The sequence below is a fragment of the Micromonospora tarapacensis genome (genome assembly GCF_019697375.1).
GTDB lineage: Bacteria > Actinomycetota > Actinomycetes > Mycobacteriales > Micromonosporaceae > Micromonospora > Micromonospora tarapacensis.
Map to the genome: position 1 here is coordinate 2,470,159 of NZ_JAHCDI010000004.1, position 17,645 is coordinate 2,487,803.

General features: G+C 72.2%; 13 protein-coding genes. 3 read left to right on the forward strand and 10 right to left on the reverse strand.

The window, feature by feature from the left end:
• The first annotated feature begins 50 nt into the window (after positions 1 to 50).
• Entirely contained in the window at positions 51 to 515 is a 465-nt protein-coding gene (locus tag KIF24_RS17220) for an SAM-dependent methyltransferase (RefSeq protein ID WP_230415695.1), read from the forward strand.
• A complete protein-coding gene (locus KIF24_RS17225; RefSeq protein ID WP_221084923.1) occupies positions 490 to 1,743 on the forward strand; it encodes a MalY/PatB family protein in 1,254 nt (417 codons plus the stop codon). The genes KIF24_RS17220 and KIF24_RS17225 overlap by 26 nt, the downstream gene beginning before the upstream one ends.
• Here the strand turns inward: KIF24_RS17225 and KIF24_RS17230 are convergent.
• The 10 genes from KIF24_RS17230 to KIF24_RS17270 all read right to left on the reverse strand — a co-directional run bounded on the left by KIF24_RS17230 (position 1,715) and on the right by KIF24_RS17270 (position 16,472).
• The gene (locus KIF24_RS17230; RefSeq protein ID WP_221084924.1) at positions 1,715 to 2,461 is read right to left on the reverse strand and encodes a DUF4184 family protein; all 747 of its coding nucleotides are present in this window, start codon (positions 2,459 to 2,461) and stop codon (positions 1,715 to 1,717) included. The genes KIF24_RS17225 and KIF24_RS17230 overlap by 29 nt on opposite strands.
• 131 nt (positions 2,462 to 2,592) lie before the next feature.
• On the reverse strand, positions 2,593 to 3,939 hold the full coding sequence (locus tag KIF24_RS17235) for a cellulose binding domain-containing protein (protein ID WP_221084925.1): 1,347 nt from the start codon (positions 3,937 to 3,939) through the stop codon (positions 2,593 to 2,595).
• A gap of 621 nt (positions 3,940 to 4,560) precedes the next feature.
• Positions 4,561 to 5,397: an aldo/keto reductase gene (locus KIF24_RS17240; protein WP_221084926.1), complete on the reverse strand. Its 837-nt coding sequence runs from the start codon at positions 5,395 to 5,397 to the stop codon at positions 4,561 to 4,563.
• Positions 5,398 to 5,574: 177 nt separating this feature from the next.
• Positions 5,575 to 6,789 carry a low temperature requirement protein A gene (locus KIF24_RS17245; RefSeq protein ID WP_221084927.1) on the reverse strand — a complete coding sequence of 405 codons (1,215 nt, stop codon included), beginning with the start codon at positions 6,787 to 6,789 and terminating at the stop codon, positions 5,575 to 5,577.
• A 69-nt stretch (positions 6,790 to 6,858) separates the two neighbouring features.
• On the reverse strand, positions 6,859 to 7,404 hold the full coding sequence (locus tag KIF24_RS17250; protein WP_221084928.1) for an NUDIX hydrolase: 546 nt from the start codon (positions 7,402 to 7,404) through the stop codon (positions 6,859 to 6,861).
• A 153-nt stretch (positions 7,405 to 7,557) separates the two neighbouring features.
• Entirely contained in the window at positions 7,558 to 8,445 is an 888-nt protein-coding gene (locus KIF24_RS17255; RefSeq protein ID WP_221084929.1) for a hypothetical protein, read from the reverse strand.
• Positions 8,446 to 8,536: 91 nt separating this feature from the next.
• A complete protein-coding gene (locus KIF24_RS33025; RefSeq protein WP_331461167.1) occupies positions 8,537 to 9,586 on the reverse strand; it encodes a hypothetical protein in 1,050 nt (349 codons plus the stop codon).
• The gene (locus tag KIF24_RS33030) at positions 9,583 to 10,455 is read right to left on the reverse strand and encodes a copper resistance CopC family protein (protein WP_230415697.1); all 873 of its coding nucleotides are present in this window, start codon (positions 10,453 to 10,455) and stop codon (positions 9,583 to 9,585) included. The genes KIF24_RS33025 and KIF24_RS33030 overlap by 4 nt, the downstream gene beginning before the upstream one ends.
• A gap of 196 nt (positions 10,456 to 10,651) precedes the next feature.
• Positions 10,652 to 12,115: a family 43 glycosylhydrolase gene (locus KIF24_RS17265; protein ID WP_230415699.1), complete on the reverse strand. Its 1,464-nt coding sequence runs from the start codon at positions 12,113 to 12,115 to the stop codon at positions 10,652 to 10,654.
• A 139-nt stretch (positions 12,116 to 12,254) separates the two neighbouring features.
• Complete coding sequence (locus KIF24_RS17270; protein WP_221084930.1) at positions 12,255 to 16,472, reverse strand: HEAT repeat domain-containing protein; 4,218 nt, start codon at positions 16,470 to 16,472, stop codon at positions 12,255 to 12,257.
• A 216-nt stretch (positions 16,473 to 16,688) separates the two neighbouring features.
• Here KIF24_RS17270 and KIF24_RS17275 point away from each other — a divergent pair, with 216 nt between their 5' ends.
• A complete protein-coding gene (locus KIF24_RS17275) occupies positions 16,689 to 17,645 on the forward strand; it encodes an SCO2521 family protein (protein ID WP_221084931.1) in 957 nt (318 codons plus the stop codon).

The window sequence follows — 17,645 nt, forward strand, 5'->3', positions numbered from 1 at the left end:
CTTCAGGAAAACCAGCTACGTGTGCATACTACCCGACAACCGTTGACCCGATGGTGCTCGTGCACGCCCGGGCCCTGTTGTCGAGCACGACCTCCGAGGGGGTCACCACCTACGTTCCCGCCGACTACCACGACCCGGAGACGATCCTCGCCGAGGCGGCGGAGACGCTGGACTTCGACCAGCCCGTCGCCGTGATGTTCATGGGCGTGATGGGGTACGAACCCGACCTGGCGGTGGTGCGCTCCATCGTGGCGCGGGTCATGGACGCCACCGCGTCCGGCAGCCACCTGGTGCTCTGGGACGGCACCGACACCAGCCCGGAGGTGGTTTCCGGGGCCGACCGGCTGGCCCAGAGCGGCGGCGTGCCGTACATCCTGCGCAGCCCCGAGCAGCTCGCCAGCTGCTTCGAGGGGTTGACCCTGGTGGAGCCCGGCCTGGTGCCGATCCCGCTGTGGCGTCCGGAGCCCGACGCCGAGGCGATCGACGCGTATGGTGCCGTGGCCCGCAAGCCATGACCGGCCGGCGGTCGTGACGGTGAATCCGCTGAACCAGCTGACGCTCGCCGAGCTTCGGTGCCGCACCAGCGTCAAGTGGCGCACGTACGACTCGGACGTGCTGCCCCTCTGGGTCGCCGAGATGGACGTCTCCCTGGCCGCACCGGTCGCCGGGGCGCTGCGCGACGCGATCGACCGCGGTGACACCGGCTACCCGTGCGGGACGGCGTACGCCGAGGCGCTCGGCGGCTTCGCCGCTCGCCGGTGGGCGTGGCCCGACCTGCGGGTCGACCACACCGCCGTGGTGCCGGACGTCATGCTCGGCATCGTCGAGGTGTTGCGGCTGCTGACCGACCCCGGCGACGCGGTCGTGGTCTGCGCCCCGGTCTACCCGCCCTTCTACGCCTTCGTCGGCCACGACGGCCGGCGGGTGATCGAGGCACCTCTCGCGCCGGACCTGCGGATGGACCTCGCGGCACTCGACGAGGCGTTCCGCCGGGCGCGCGCCGGCCGACGCCGGGCGGTGTTCCTGCTGTGCAACCCACACAACCCGACCGGTGTCGTCCACCGACGCGAGGAACTCGACGCGGTGGCCGACCTCGCCCGACGGCACGGGGTGCGGGTGGTGTCCGACGAGATCCATGCCCCGCTGGTGCTGCCCGGAGCGCACTTCACCCCCTACCTCACGCTGGCCGGCGCCGAGGACGCGTTCGCCGTACTCTCCGCCTCGAAGGCCTGGAACCTCGCCGGCCTCAAGTCGGCGCTGGTCGTCGCGGGCCGACAGGCCGTGGCCGACCTGCGCCGGCTGCCGGAGGAGGTCGGCCACGGGCCGAGTCACCTCGGCGTCATCGCGCACACCGCCGCCTTCCGCGACGGCGGAGGTTGGCTCGACCAGCTGCTCGACGGCCTCGACGCGAACCGTGACCTGCTGGGGACGCTGCTGGCGGAGCACTGCCCGACAATCGGGTACCACCGGCCCGAGGGCACTTACCTCGCCTGGCTGGACTGCACCGCGCTGGGCACCGACAGCGGGCCGGGCACCGGCGAGCCCGGCGTGGTCACCGACGTCGCCGGGCCGGCGAAGCTGTTCCTCGACCGCGCGAGGGTGGCTCTCAGCTCCGGGCACGTCTTCGGCACCGGAGGCACCGGCTTCGTCCGGCTCAACTTCGCCACCTCCCCCGCGATCCTGACCGAGGCGGTCAGCCGGATGGGCCACGCCGTCACCGAGCATGCGACGCCGGCACACTAGTCCCGAACCGGACGGCGAGGCCGCCGGCGAGCAGCGCCAGGCCGGCGACGTGCAGCAACCTCACGACGGTCGCGGCGAGGACGCTGGCACCGGGCAGCAGCGGCACCACGGCCAGCCCCACGACACCGATCACCGCGGTGACGCCCCAGAACAGCCCGGGTCGGCGAGCGAGGTCCGGTGCCGCCGCCGGGCTGCCGCGCCGGCCGAGGCGGGCGGTGAGTACGACGGCAGCCACGGCACCCACGGCCGTACTCGTCAGATCCGAGACGCTCCACCACGCGACATCGGTGACGGCGGACCAGCGGATGCCGAAGAGCGTTCGTAGCCAGTCGTCGGTGTGCGTGAGCCGGTCCCAGCCGAGGTGACTCGCCGCGCCGACGAGCGCCGAACTGACGGTGATCCACCAGCGGTGGGGCCACCGTGCCAGCGAGCCGTGGCGGCGCCAGCCGAACCGGCGGTCGCCGGGTAGGTGGGCCGCGATGCTGTCGGCACCGATCCGGAACGCCGCCGCGTACGCCAACGCCACCGGCAGGCACCACCAGAGCAGCGCGGGCCAGGCATGGGTGTCCGGGAAGCTGCTGCCGACCGGTCCGGACGTCAGGTAGGCGACGTCCGGGGCCACCGCACCGGTGCACAGCGCGACACCGTCGAACCACCGGGGACGCCACATCTTCAGCGCCAGCGCCGGGGCCAGGTGCGAGGGAAAGGTCAGCGGCACGGTGCGGAGCCTAGGCCAGGTGTCGCCGGTCGATCTGCGGCCGGGCGGCGGGGGAGCGTCGGTGTGCACGTTCGGCTGACGCGGGGGCCGGGGGTGGATCCCGGTCGAGGTCCACCCCCGGGCCCTGCTGCTCAGCCGATCGTGCAGGCCGCGCCATTGAGGGTGAACGAGCTTGGCCTGGCGGTGTCGCCGGTGTGGGTGGCCTGGAAGCCGATGCTGACCGACGCGTTCGGGGCGATGGTGGCGTTGTAGGAAAGGTTCCGGGCGGTCACCTGGCCCGACGTCGGCGAGTAGCTGGCGTTCCAGCCGCCGGTGATGTTCTGCCCGCCGGGCAGCGTGAAGACCAGCGACCAGCCGTTGATCGTGGAGTTGCCGGTGTTGGTGATGGTGATGTTCTCGGTCAGGCCGGTGTTCCAGGCGTTGACCGCGGCGGTGACCCGGCACGCGCCGCCGGGCGGCGGAGTGGTCGGGCTCGGCGGCGGGGTGGTCGGGCTCGGCGGCGGGGTGGTCGGTGACGGCGGCGGGGTGGTCGGGCTGGGCGGCGGGGTGGTGCCGCCGAACTGGGTGAAGAAGCGCCACGTCTCCCCCGGCAGCCAGGTCCGGGAGCCGCTGTCACCGGCGGCGCCGTCCTGCGGTGCGGCGATGTGTCCCTCGTCGAACGCCGCCCACACCACCGGGTAGCCGGCCGCGCAGCCGGAGTAGGTGGTGCTGATGTGCCGCAGGCTGCCCTGCGCCGGTTCCGGCGGGTTCTGGGCGGTGCAGCCGTTGTTCCTGACGAACCGGTCGCGCAGAGATCGTCCGTTGGAGATGTTGAGCACGCCGTCCCGGATGCCGTGTGCCCCGAAGTAGGCGACGCGCTGGGTCCCGCCGCTGCACCCGCTCAGTTGTGCACCGCCGTAGACCGCGACGGCCCGGAAGATGTCCGGTCGGGCGCACGCGAGCGCGTAGCTCATGGCGCCGCCGTAGCTGAAGCCGAGGGCGAATCGCTGTGTCGTCTCGACGCAGAGGTCCGCCTCGATCCGCCGGAGCATGTCGTCGACGAAGGTGACGTCCTCCCCGCCGGAGTTGGCCCAGCCGTTGTTGATGCCCTGCGGGGCGACGAAGATCGTGCTGTTGTTCGACAACGGCAGGAGGCCGTAGTAGGCCCAGGCGTCGCGTTGCACGGTCTGGCCGGTGGCGACGTCGGTGGCGGTGCCGCTGAGCCAGTGGAACCCGAACACCAGCCGGTACGGGTGGTTGTTGTCGTAGTTGTCGGGGACCCGCAGGATGAAGCTGCGGTTCTTCCCGTTGCTCTGGATGGTGTGCGTGCCGCTGCGCAGCGTCGGCGCCGTGCCGCAGCCGGCGGTCGCGGCGAGGGCTCCCGCCTGGGCGGTCGGGACGGTGTCGCCGAGCCTGCCGCTCAGCGCGGTGCCGGCGGCGGCCAGCACCATCAGGGTCGCGAGCGCGACGGGTCCGAGAATCGATCTACGCCTGGACATCGTGAACTCCGTTCCGCGTCTTGACGACGCGCGGGTGCGAAGCATCGCTGGTGGCGGATAGGCGGATACGGCCCGCTGCGGCGGCCCGACCGGAGCACCGAGGCCCGGTGGGAGGCCGCGCAGGATGGCGGTCTGGTCGGCGCACCCGGCTCCCGCGGTGAACGCCCCGGCCTGCGCCGGCACGTGACACGTCCCGGACGGGGCCCGCATGCCCGTCAGCCGGCGCTGCTCGTCCGGCCACACCTGGTCCTCGACCCGGTGGGGACGCCGGAGCGTGCCCTTCGCTCCTGCACCGGCAAGGTATCCCGTGAGCGATAACATCGCAAGATGTAGATGTATCGCTCTTGCGGCGAGTCGCCGCGAGATCGGTGAGAACCCGCCTGTAAGGGGTAACTCGGCCGGCGGCCAAGGCCACTGGAACCCTGGGCTTCCACCGGGCCGAGGTACCGTCGGCGGGCATCTGCTGCGCGGCGAGGTGTGGCCCACGCTGGAGGTGATCATCACCGAGGTTGGCGGGAAGCTCGCCAAGACGTTCGACCCGGAGACCGGGCTCGCCCTGCTCAACGGCAGCGGCCGGGGCTGACGACGGACGGCCGGGCCGAGGCACCGGCCCGGCGAGGCTCAGAACTCCTCGTACACCGCCGGATCCTGACCGGCGGTCCGCCCGTCCGGGCGGCCCAGGGCGGTGATGGCCTCGATCTCCGCCTCACTGAGCGCGATGCCGAAGACATCCAGGTTCTCCCGCTGGCGCTCGCTGCCGGCGGCCTTCGGCAGCGGGATCACCTGCCGGGCCACGTGCCAGGCCAAGACGGTCTGCGCCGGGCTGATCCCGTGCTCCCCCGCGATCGCCGTGATCGTCGGGTTCCCCAGCAGGTCGCTGCGGCGGCCCAGCGGGCTCCACGCCTGTACGAGGACACCGAGCGTGCGGTGGTGGTCGAGCGCCTCCCGCTGCGGGAAGTACGGGTGGATCTCGATCTGGTTGACCACCGGGACCACACCGGTCTCGGCCACCAGCCGGTCGATGTGTTCGGGCAGGAAGTTGGAGACGCCGATGTGCCGGACGAGGCCACGCTCGCGCGCCTCGATCAACGCGGTCCACGCCTCGACGTACCGGTCCACCTTCGGATTGGGCCAGTGGATCAGATAGAGGCCGATCCGGTCCAGGCCGGTGCGGTACACGCTCTCCTCGATGGTGGCCAGCGCCTCGGCGTACCGGTGCCGCCGACCGGGCAGCTTCGAGGTCACCACGAGTTCGTCCGGCACGCCGGTGGCGGAACTCGCGGCCCGCCCGACCGCGCCCTCGTTCTCGTAGTTCACCGCCGAGTCGAGCAGGCGGTATCCCGCCCGGATCGCCTGGGCGACCGACGCCACACCGGCCGACCCGGTCAGCTTGTAGGTGCCGAAGCCGATCGCCGGCAACACCGTGCCGTCACCGGCCGTCAGGCTGGGCACACCCATCACCTATCCCCCTTGAAGCTGCTCCGGACCACCACCGCACCCGACCGTACCCGCAGCCCTACCGGACCGCCGCGGGTGCCCGGGCAACCGGTGCAGCGCCGGCCCGCCCACCCGGACGCCGAGATCCGTCCAGGTCCGTTCCCGGTAGGGCGGGCGGGCCCGGCGCCGGCAGCCGCCTCACGACGGTCCGGACGTCCGCATGGCGACCTCGCCGGAGCCACGGTGGGGGCCGAGCCCGCTCTCGTAGCCGACGAGGACGACGACGAACGCGGTGAGCAGGCCGAGCGCGGCCAGGCCGGGCAGGAACCGGCCGGCGGGCAGGAGCGCCAGCGCCGCGGCGGGGGCGAGGAGCTGCACCAGGGTCACCGACCGCACGCTGAAGGCGAGAAACATCGCCCGGCCCGCGAGATACAGGGCGACGCCGCCGAACAACGCGGCCGCCGACGTCCACACCAGACGTACGCCGGCCGCGTCCCGGGGAGCGTCGTGCGCCAGGGTGTCGATCACCTCATGGACCCCCAGCGCCAGGTAGATCGTCCCGGCGATCAACGGGAAGTGCGCGAGGGTGTAGGCGTTGGCGGCGAGCCGGCCCTGCCTCGGGCGGGGCTCTCTCGTCAAGGCCGCGGCCGCGGCCGCCGAGTTCACCACGTACAGCCGGAACAGGCAGGTCGTGATGACCAGCGTCAGCAGCGCGGCCAGCAGGATCGGGCCCCGGATCATCTCGGTGCCGATCCCGGCGCCGACCGAGATCAGGGTCTCGCCGAGCGCGATGATCACCACCAGGCTGTGCCGTTCCGTGAAGTGTTCCGCGCTGCGCAACGGCCACCCGCTCAGCAGGGAGGCGACCAGTCCGCCGGAGAAGTCGACGGCGAGCGCCACCGCCCAGAGCAACAGCTGCACGGAGCCACCGAGCACGGCGCCGAGGACGAGCGGGATCCAGGACAGCCCGGTGGTCAGGGTGTAGATCCGGATCGTGCGGTGCAGTCGTCGATCGTCACCCGCCGCCCGGTGGTAGAGGATCAGATGGACCACCCGCACCACGACGTAGGCCAGCACCAGGATCATCCGCGGTCCCGGGGCGGAACCCCAGACGTCGGGGATGACCAGGGCGACCAGGAAGACGGCCGCCATCGCCACGGTGGTCCCGGCGCGGATCAGGCCGACGTCGGCGCGGGCCTGGTTACCGAGCCAGGAATAGACCACCCAGGAGATCCACAACAGCATGAGTACGACGAACCCCTGCATCAGGGACAGCGGCCCGGGGCTCGCACTCATGTACTCGGTGATCCTGATCAGCGCGAAGACGAACACCAGGTCGAAGAAGATCTCGTACGTCGTCGCCCGGTGTGCCGGCCCGGTGGCCACCACCCGCGCCCGGAAGATCCGCCCCATTGCCCCATCCTCGCCCCGGCACCCGCCGCGATCCTGGCGATTGCCCCCAAGCTAGACGGGAGAGGGAGGTTACGCCCGAAATCCGCCGGTAGAACGCCGTGCCTGCCGAAGGTATCGACCGAGGGTGGCCCGCCCGTCCGGTACGAAGGCCCAGGCCGGGTCCGCGAGACGGGTGACCAGGTCCGCCGTGCTCAGCCACCACCCCGCCGCCACCTCGCTCGGCTGGTGGACCACCGGGCCGCAGCGGTGTTCGTCGTAGCGAGCCTCGTACACGTACGCCAGATAGCTCGCGTGCTCGTCCGCGTACCAGTACCGCAGGCAGGGCCGCAGGTCGCAGTTGCGGACGCCCAGTTCCTCGGAGAGTTCCCGGGCCGCTGCCCCGGACGGATCCTCACCGGCCAGCACGACACCCCCGGCGAAGACGTCGTGCATGCCGGGATAGAGATCCTTCGTGTCGGTGCGCCGGTGGACGTAGAGGTGGTCCCGCTCGTCGCGCAACAGCACCGCGGTCGCGGCGTGCGGCAGGTTGCCGGCCCGGACGGCGCTGCGGGCGGCCACGCCGGTGACCCGTCCCGACAGGTCGCCCTCGGCGTACAGCGCCACGAGTTCGTCCACCCGGCCACCGTAGCCGGCCGGTGCCGTCCCGGCCCGAGCAGCCGGAACGCGATGAGGCCGGGTGACCGTTCCGAAGCCGGCCGCCCGGCGGGCGGTGCCGGCGGGACCGGGGACGCCCCGGCTCCGATCCCGCCGGCCGCGCGGACCGGGCGGTCAGCGGTTGGTCGTCAGGTCGGCGCAGTCGGTCTCGTCGGGCAGCAGCGGTCGGAGGCTGACCGTCCAGCGCTTGCCGTCCGAGGTCCACGGAGTCACCGCGGTGGCGCTCGCCGCGGCGGTCAGCAGTTGCCGCGCCTCGTCACCGGTGGCGGTGACACAGCCCAGCCCGAGGTTCTTGCCGAGTTCGGTGCCGGGCAGCGCCGGCCCCGGCCAGGCCACCTCGGGCTGCTCGCCAAGCTCGCTGTTGGCGACCCAGGGCTCGGCGACGGCCGCGACGGCGGCCGGCACGTACGGCTGCGACTGCGCCTGCGCCTGTGCCCCGGCGAGTGGACCCGACCCGGCGGTCAGCGAATCGGCGAACTGCCGCAACCTGTCCCGGGCCGCCTGCTGGTCGGCGGTCAGCCCGGTCCCTGCTCCGCCGGCCTCGGCGAGGGCGTACACCTCGAACTGTTCGACTCCGTCGTCACCCAGCACGGTGAACCGGGTCGAGGGCGCGTCGGCGACCGGCGGCGTGCCGAGGTCGGCCTCGCCGCCGACACCCGCCGCGCGGGCCGCCTTGATCAGATCCTCCACCTCGGTGGCGCTGATCGTGCCCACTTGAAGGTTGGGCAGGGCCGGACCCGGATAGATCATGGGCACCGGCCCCTGGGTGATCACCCGTCCGTCGCCGTAGACGCTGATGGCGGGAAGCCGGGTGGCCAGCATGGCCGGCGTGACGAACCCGCCGGTGTGGTCCATCCGGAACACCACCGCGTCGGCGGCGTAGGACCGCTCGGGAGAGTCGGAACCTTCCGGGCCGGCGTCGCCGGCCTGCTGGGCACAGGCCGCGGAGGTCAGCAACAGCAGGGGGACGACCGCCAGCCGCCCGCTTCGACGAATCCTCATTCCCATCGGACGTCGGCGGAGGCGAATCGGTTGCGTCCAACCGTCGCGGGTCTGCTCCGGCCCGCCGACGAGGCACGCTCGCCCGGCGCCCTCAGGCCAGGTTGATCGTGAACTCCGCGGTGTGCACCTTCCCGTCGACCTGGAAGTCGAGGAACGCCCGGTAGCGGCCCGTGCTGGGAGCGGTCAGCCAGAACTTGACCGCCCCGTCGACGATTTCCGGCTCCGGGTGGACGTGAACGTAGCCGAGGTCGCCCTCGCGCACCACGACCAGGTGCCCGTACGCGCCCAGGTAGCGCTCGGGGGCGACCGGCCCGGTGGCGCCGGCGCGGCTGATCGTGAAGTCCATCGGCACGGTCACTCCGACCGTGGGCGTGCCCGTCATGGACACCGTGTACGGCCCGGCCGTCGTCCCCGGTTGCGGTGGCGGCAGCCCGGCGGGGTCGTACCCGCCCGGCACGTGGTGGTCGACGCCGAGCACCAGCGGGACCTGCCGGCCCTCGGGCGTGCTGGCGGAAAAGTCGGCGTAGACGCGGTAGCTCCCGGCCCGGGACAGGGTCAGCGGCACGCTCCAGGTGCCGTCGTCCGCCATCGACGGGTGCAGATGCTGGAACCCGCTCAGATCTCGGCCCACCACGATCAGGTGCAACGGCTTCTCGTGGACGACCGCGAAGCGGGTCACCGCCTGCCCGTCCGGCCCGACGATGCGGAACCGGTAGTCCGCCGGTTCGTCGGCCGGCTGGGTCCGGAGCACCGGCCGCAACGTGTAGCCGGCGGCGCTGACCGTGGTTCCGGTGGCCTGCTGGCCCGTGTTGCCGTCTCCGGGATGGGTGTGTGCCCCGGTTCCCGGCGGGTGCTGGTGCCCGTCCGCCGCCGCCGCTCCCTCGGCCGGCGGCTCGCCGGCGGACGCGAAGGCCTGCGGTGCTCCGCTGGCGGGCCGCTGGTCTGCGGCGCCGAGCCGGCCGAGCCCGAACCCGGCCAGCAGCGCCACCACCAACCCGCCGACCAGCAACGCCAGGCGCGTGTTGCCCAGGCGGGGGCCGGGTGTCGGCGCGGGTTCGACGACCGGCGGCTCGGTCCGGACCGGGGTCGTCGTCCGGGCCGTTACCGCCGCCTCGCCCTGCCGGGCGGCCGGGACGGTCACCGGTCGCCGCTTGCCGCTGGAGCCGGGCGAGTCGCGGCGGTTGCCAGTGGCGGCACGCGGGGCGGTCCTCGGTCTGCCCCCGGAGCGGGAGCCGCCACCGGGTCGGCGAGCCGCCGACTGCCGGACCCGCTCGACGCCGGGCCGGCGGCACCGCCAGGCGACCAGGCCGGCGACCGCGGCGATGGCCGCTGCCACACCGGTCCAGGCCAGCGGGCCGGCGCCGGCCGTGTCGGCCGGGGACGGCGCAGCGACCGCCGCCGACGGGACCGGTGACACCGGCGGTGCCGCCGGGGCACCTGACGCCGGCTGCTGCCCGGAAGTCCCGTGCTGCTCGGCGGCGGCCAGCAGGGCCGGCTCCGGCTGACCGGTCGGGGCTGCCAGCCCGGCGGCGCCGCCGTCGCCTTCCCCGTGTAGCGGAAACTCACCGTGCCACGAACCGGGTCGCCGTCCAAGGCCACCGACAGGTAGCTCACCGAGTACTGGCCGGTGGCGGGCAGCTGCGCGAGCGTCACCAGCGCGGGAAAGCCGGTCGTGTACTCGCGCGGCTCGAAGACCCCGTCCACCAGGAAGTACTCCCGTACCGGCTGGTCCAGCGGCTTGGGCGTGCCGTGTGTCCAGCCGTTGTCGACGCGCCCGCCGCCGGGCGCGGTGACGGTGAAGTAGGCGTCGTCGCGGACCTTCTCGGTGAAGTACAGCTCGACCGTCGCCACCGGCTTCTCGACGGTGGCGCCTTCGGCCGGTGTGGACATCGCCAGGGTGCCGTGCGCCGCGGCGGGCGAGGGAGGCCAGAGGAGGGCGACGGCGGCGGTGAGGACCAGCGCGAGCAGACCCGAGGCCAGGCGGCCGGCAGGCCGAGGGGGACGACGCATCCGATCATCCTCGCGACGTTGTGGCTTTATTCAATGGCTCGCCATCTTTTTGTTCAGATGGCAAAAGTTCTGCCTTCCGCGGCCGAAAACCGGAGCGCTGGTCCGGCCACCTCGTCAGCCGCCGGTGACTGGCCGTACACGGTCTCCAGGACGATGCCCACCGGGGCGTCGTGGTCGTTGCGGGCCTGCACCGCCACTACACGGTGCCACCGACACACGGCGCCTGGACGCTGGCCGTGACGGGCGGTTCGGCGCCGGCACCGGCCTCGAAGGCCCAGGTGTCGAGCTCGAAGAGGTCGACACCGTCGGGCCCGGCGTAGGTGAAGTAGACGTCGTGCACGTCGGCGACGCCGTCGAGTTCGGCGGTCGACTCCGTCCAGTCGCCGTTGTCGATGTCACTCACCACCAGGTTCGGTGCCGAGCCGCCGAACTGCGCGGAGCCGCCGTCGATCTTTCTCGTCGCGATGCCCGTGCTCCAGCCGAAGGTCTCCGCCTCGAACACCCGGAACGGGTCGAAGTCGCGGACCTGTGCCACGCCGGCGTAGGTGCCGACCACCTGCTGGATCGTGCCGTCCGGGTTGAAGGCCAGTTCCTCGATGTGCGGGCTGCGGTACCCCTGGGTGTTGTCCCCGGTGATGCGCTTGTTCAGCGTCGGGGCGTGGTGGGTGAAGTAGTACCTGCCCTCGAACTCGAACACCGACTGGTGGTTGTTGCCGCCGGTGCCGGCGCCGAAGAACTGCGACTGGTTCGGGAACAGCACGCCCGCGTAGGTCTCCTTCGGCCACGTCATCGGGTCGTCGGAGACCATGTAGCCGATCTGGCCGCCGCCGGGGTAGCCGGGCAGCGGGGTCTGGTTGCCGCCGAAGTCGTTCCCGCCGAAGTGCGCGGAGTAGGAGAGGTAGTACCGACCCTCGCGCTTGAACACGTGGGCCGCCTCGAAGGCCACCGGGGCGTCCACGACGGCCGCCGTCCCCTCGGTCGACACCATGTCGTCGCCGAGCTCGATCGCCCGGATGTTCTTCGGGTTGTTGAAGCGCTCGGCCGCCGGCCTGCTCGTCGAGGCGGGACCGCCACCGAAGTAGAGGTACGGCTCGCCGTCGTCGTCCACGAACGGCGCGGGGTCGAACTTCCACGCGACCGCCTCGGCACCGGGAGTACGGTCGCCGATCAGCGTGCTGGTGCGCTCGCTGGTCCACGGACCGAGCGGCGACCCACCGGTGATGACGTTGCTCGATCCACCGCCGTTGGCGTAGTAGAGGAAGAACCTCTCCTCGCCGTCCACCACCTTGCGGGCCATGCCGGGCGCCCAGGAGTTGTTGGTGAACGGTGCCACGCCGTTCGGCCCGGCGACCTGGATCTCGCCGTGGTCCGTCCAGTTCACCAGGTCCTCGGAGGAGATCACCGTGATCTGGTTGATGTCGCCGTAGTTGATGCCCGGCGAGATGCCGGTGACCGGGTCGGGCGCGAAGCCCTGGGTGTCATTGGTCAGGTACATGTACACCCGGCCGTCGTGCGCGAAGCCGAAGCCGTCGGCACCGAACTTGTGCCCGATCAACGGGTTGTGCTCGCCGGGCAGCTTGCCGACCACCTCGATCGTCTTCGACGGCGCCGCCGACGGCACGGCACCGACCACCGACACGTCGTCGCGCTTGAAGTCCATCAGGTGCACCTCCGGGTCCTCCGACGGCGTCCGTCGTGGGCGACATCGTGGCGCTGTCGTGGCGCGGCGACCCGCTCGCCACGACGCTTCACCCGGCCCCTGACCGACCGGAGCCGGCGACTGCCGGCGCCGTGGCGGGTCACGGAAAGTCGTCGGGAGTGGTACCCGGCAGCGTCGCCAGCAGTTGCCCGGCCAGCCCTCGTACCGTCGCGTCGTCCTCCTGGCGGGCCAGCCGGACGAGAATCGGTCGGGTCCGCGAGTCGCCACCGTAGTGGCGGGCCAACGCGAGCAGCGCCGTCCGGCGGATCTCCCAGTCCTCGTCGTCCACCAGTCGCATCAGCAGCTCCCGTACCTCCGCCCGGCCGGCCAGGGTGGCCGCGAGCTGCTCCACGGCCCGACGCCGGACCTCCAGGTCCGGATCGTCGCGAACCAGCCCGACCAGCAGCACCCGCACCTCCGGGTCGCCGGCGAAGTGCTCGCCGAGCGCGGCGGCGATCCGGGCCCGGATCGCCGGGTCCTGATCGGCCAACCGGCGCATCAGCCGCAGTGTGACCGCCATGGACGTCGACGTCCGCCCGGTCAGACACCGCACCGCCGCGTCGAAGGCCGCCGGGTCGGTGTCCGACTCGATGCACTCCAACAGCACGTCCGTCACCACGTCGGGACTCCCGTACGCGCAGAGGGTCTGCACGGCGGCCAGCCGGATGCCGGCGTAGCTGTCCCGGCGGGCCCGGCGCGACAGCGTCTCCACCAGTGGGCCGGAGCCGCCGTCTCGGGCCAGCGCCTGCGCCGCCGCGCGCAGCACGTTCGGATCCGGATCGCGGCGGACCTGCTCGGCCAGGCACTCCCCCACCTGCACGTCCAGCGGGTCGGCGAGGCAGGCCAGACTGCGGGTGACCCGCAGCCGGACGATCGGGTCCCGCTCCCGGGATGCCCGGCTGATGAGCAGGTCGCGGGTGGCATGACCGAGCAGCGGTCGGCCGGTGAGCAGGTCGACCGCGGCGAGCCGGACACCGGCGGTCGGGTCCTGGCGGGCGCGCTCCAGCAGCAACTCGCCGGTGCGGTGATCCGGATACGCCTCGGCCAGCGCACGCACCGCGGCCAGCCGGACCGTGGCGTCCCCGTCGACGCGCGCCGCGCGCGCCGCCACCGCCCATCCGGCGTCGTCCATGCGGTACCGGTCGGTCAGCGCGGTCACCGCCGCGGCCCGCACCGAGGCGTCCTCGTCCTGCTCGACCCGGTCCACCAGCCGGTCCAGGCAACGCCCGTGCGAATCGCTCACCAGCGCCAGCCGCTGCACGGCGACCGCACGGACCAGTGCGGAGGTGTCCGAGCCGGCCAGTTTGAGCAGCAGTTCGGTGCCCTCCGCGAGCGGCTGCCCGGGGAGCAGCTCGGTCACCAGGCAGCGCCGTACCTCGTCGTTGGTGTCGCCGGTTATCCGCGAGAGCGCACGGCCACGGGCCGCCTCGGCGTGCTCGGGTAGCGCCAGGAGGCGGCCCAGCGCGCACTGCACCACCCCCGGGTCGCTGTCGGTGGCCAACAGCCGCTGCAGGCCCTCAGGGACACCCGACAGGTCGGCGCAGCGCTCGGCCAGCACCGCCACGGCCGCCCGCCGTACGCCGGTGTCCCGGTCCTCGGTGGCTCGCGTCAACAGCAGCCGGCGGACGTCCTCGGTCAGGTCGGCCCGCGCACCGAGGGACTGCACGGCGAGGGCGCGCACCGCCGGGTCGGGTGAGCCGGAAAGTTCGGGTAGCACGCCGATGAGGTCGGGGCCGGTGCCGTAGTTGGCGACCAGCGCACGTACCGCTGCCTGCCGCACCGCGGTCGAACCCTCCGCCCCCGCTTGGGCGAGCAACAGATCGTGGCAGTATCGGCGGCCGTGGCTGGTGGCGTCCAACCGGCCGGCCGCCTCGCCCAGGCCGGCGACCAGCGCGATCCGCGCCTGCCGCTCGCGGCCCTGCCCCAGTTCCCGGACCAGCAACTCCTCCACCTGCTCCTCGGCGGTGGACAGCACCGCGGCGGCCCGGGTGGCGAACGTGGAGCCGGTGCGCCAGCTGGTGCGTACCCCGCGGCGGCGGTACCAGTGCAGAAAGGCGGCCCGGCCGGGCCACTGCGATCCGAGCGCCCGGATCGAGGAGAACAACTCCTGCTCGGTGACCTCGACGAGGTTCGGGTCGTCGGTGGAGATGCCGTGCTCGATCAGCAGTACGACCTGGCGCAACACCGCCTCACCGGCATTCGTCAGCCCGGCCGGTTGGGGCGCCTCCGCGACGCACTGCGCGGCCAGTACGAGGCTCCACGGCGGGCTGGTCAGGCTCAGCGGCGGCCAGGGTTGGTTGACCTCGGTGGCGAGCAGGACGACCAGATCGTCGGCGGCGTCGGCGGGCAGTGCGCCGGCGACCAGCCGCAGCACCTCCCGCCAGGATGGGTCGGCCCAGTGCTCGCGGAACAGCGCACGCAACTGGTCGAGCCCCCAGGCGTCCGGATCATGCTCGAACCTGTCCACGATCTCCTCGGCGCAGAAGAATTCCAGGAAGGTGCGATGCACGAACCCGAACAGCCGCAGGCCGTACCGTTCCAGGAGAAAACTCCGTTGACGCAATCTGTCGATCATCGAGTAGGCCATGGCATGCGCCCGCTCGTTCTCGAAACCGTAGAACTCCACCAGGTGATCCCGGAAGATGCGCGACAGATCATCCGATTCAATGTAATTTCCGGCCGGGCCGGACTCCCGACACTGCATCCAGAACGCCAGGTGGCGCAGGAGCCGCAGTTTCGCCTGCGGATCCAGCGGCGGCACGTCGCCGTGGCTTTCCCGCAGCTGCTTGGTCACGTCCCATTCGGAGATCAGCACGTCGGTGACGTGCGCATAGAGCCGGCGCCGATTGCGTGGCAACGGGCGATCCCGGCCGACGATCGCCATGAGCATCAGCAGCAACGGGTTTCCGGCGATCTCGTGCATGGCACGGGAACTGCGCACCACGTCGAGGATCTGGCGCCGCTGCCGGTCCGCCTCGGCCGACGGGGTCGGCATCACGTAGCGGTACCAGTTGCCGAGAAACCGTTCGATCCGCTCGTCGTCGAGATCCTCCAGGGTGAAGTGGTCGAAGCCGGCGTTGGCGAAGGTGTGCCGCAGGTAGCCGGCCGCCCGCGAGGTGACCACCGTGCGCACCCCCGGGTACTCGTTGGCGAAGGTGGCGATCTGCGCGGCCATCTCCTCCCGCTGTGCCGGGTCGAACACCTCGTCCAGGCCGTCGAAGAGGAACAACGCCTGGCCGCCCTGGCGCAGGTACGCCTCCAGCACGTCCCGGTCGATCCCGGCGAGCCCCTGCTGGTGCCGGTGCCCGACGTAGTCCAGCAGCCCGTCGCACCGACCGTCACCGCGATGCGCGGCGTAGGAGCGAAGCTCGACCAGGACGGGAAGGTACCGGTCCAGTGCCGCCAGCCGCGGCTCGTCGCAGACCCCGGCCAACGTCAGCGCGAGGTATCGTGCGGTCGCCGACTTGCCGGAGCCGGGGTCGCCGAGCAGCACGATCGCCCGCCTGGCCGGGTCGCAGACCACGTCGAACAGCGCCGACGCCTCCTTGGCCGCGTACTCCTCCCACAGCCGCTCCACCTCGCGCGGGTCCACCACACCGGGCAGCCCGCCGGCGTCACCGTCCGGACTGGAACCCGCCCAGCGCCACCAGGCCAGCGGCATCTCGGGCCGGGCGTCCTCGTGGACCCGCGGTTCGACGAACACGTTGGACAGGCCGACCGTCAGGTACCCGATGGTGGGCCGTGGCGAGACCGCGTCCAACGGTACGGCCTGGTACCTCAGTCGCAGCTGCTTGTGGTACTGGCTGCGTACCGCCTCCGGCAGGTGGGTGCCCGGGTCGGCGGGCTCGCGCGCCGGGGACCGGCCGCTCCGCACGTCGGCCAGCGCCGCCGTGACCTTGGCCGCCAGGTCGTCCACGCTGGAGAAGAAGGCGCACAGGTGGCGCTCCTTCAGCTCCTGCCGCAACGCGACCACCTGCTGCCAGTCGCCGTTGCGGTCGACCATGTCCACCGGCCACGGCGTGTCGTCGGCGAGCAGGAAGATCAGACAGGGCTTACCGGCCGCCAGCGCCTCGCGGTACTCCAGCTCGGTGATGGAGGACTCCTGGCCGGGCGGCCGGTAGCCGTATCGCCAGGCGAAGACCCCCACATAGAGATCGCACCGGCGGACGTCCGCCAGGCAGCGTTCCAGGGGCGGGCGGACGTCGGCGCCGTAGGCCTCCATGGCGACGTCCTCGATCTCCAGGCGCCGCGCCGCGGCGTGCACGGCCGCGCGATATTCGAGCAGGTCCTTTTGGGTGGCCGAAATGTAGACCTTCATGGACGGCAAACTCCAGGGGTGGCTGGCGACCGCATTCTTCAAAATATCAGCCGCCTTCACATCCATCCGCCCTCGTGAACGTCCGATGTCCCGGAGCCGCATTTCTGCCCCCCGCACCCGGTGGGCCTATGATGGCCGCAGGACGACGTCGGGCCCCGTCACCGACCGCAGGCCCGTGCCTGCCGGGCGTCCCGGTGCTGCCGATGCGGAGGAACCATGCTCACGGTGGGCGAGGTGCACACCAGCCTGCTACAGCACAGCACGGCCCTGGCACAGGAACAGAGCTCCGAGGTGCTCAGCCTGGTGGAGGGCGAGGCCGTCCTCACCTCGCGACGCCCGTCGCTCTACGCGGTGTCGCCCGACGTCCGCACCGGGGTGGACTGCTGGCTGCCCAGCGCACGAAAGCGCCAACTGCGCGGAGTGGGCGCGGTGGTCACCCGGGGCGTCATCACGGGCGGCCGGATCGTCCAGGCGTCCTCGATCATCCAGGTCGTCGCCGGGGAGCGGCGCCGACCGTGGTCGCACTACCTGGCCAACTCCGGGATGCTGGAGACCGTCGGCAAGCTCGACGCCGAGGATCTGGCCACGGGTTTCCTCTACGGCAACGCCGCCGACGTACTCAACCTGGACGCGATCACCGGCCGGGTGCTCGACAGCGTGCAGATGTCCGACCTGCTGGACCGCCGCCCGCCGCTGCGCGCGGCGCGCACCCGGCTGCGGTGGACCGCGCAGGTCGACCAGACAGCGGACCACGCCGGCACCGCGGTGGTCGCCGTGGACTCCCCGACGCTGCGCACCGTCCGGCTCACGGTCGGCCCGCAGGACGTGCCGGCCGCGGTCGCCGGCCTCTGTGAGGATCTCGCCCTGCACGACTGGCTGCTCACCATGCTGTCCGCCCTGGTGGAGGCCGCGGTGACCCGGACCGGCTCGACCCAGGAGCACATCGAGCGGCTGCGCCCGGTGCTGGAGCACCTGTTGCACCTCTGGCTGCCCGGTGCACGGGTCGATCCGCGGCTGCGGCCGATCTGGGACCGGCTGGAGCAGGTGCCCGGTTTCAGCCGGCAGTGGCAGTCCTCGGTCAACTGGATCCGGGACCAGATCACCGTGGGCAACATGGCCCTGCTCCGCGACCTGGCCGGCCGGGTGGCGGCCGACCAGCCGTGCCTGCGCTGA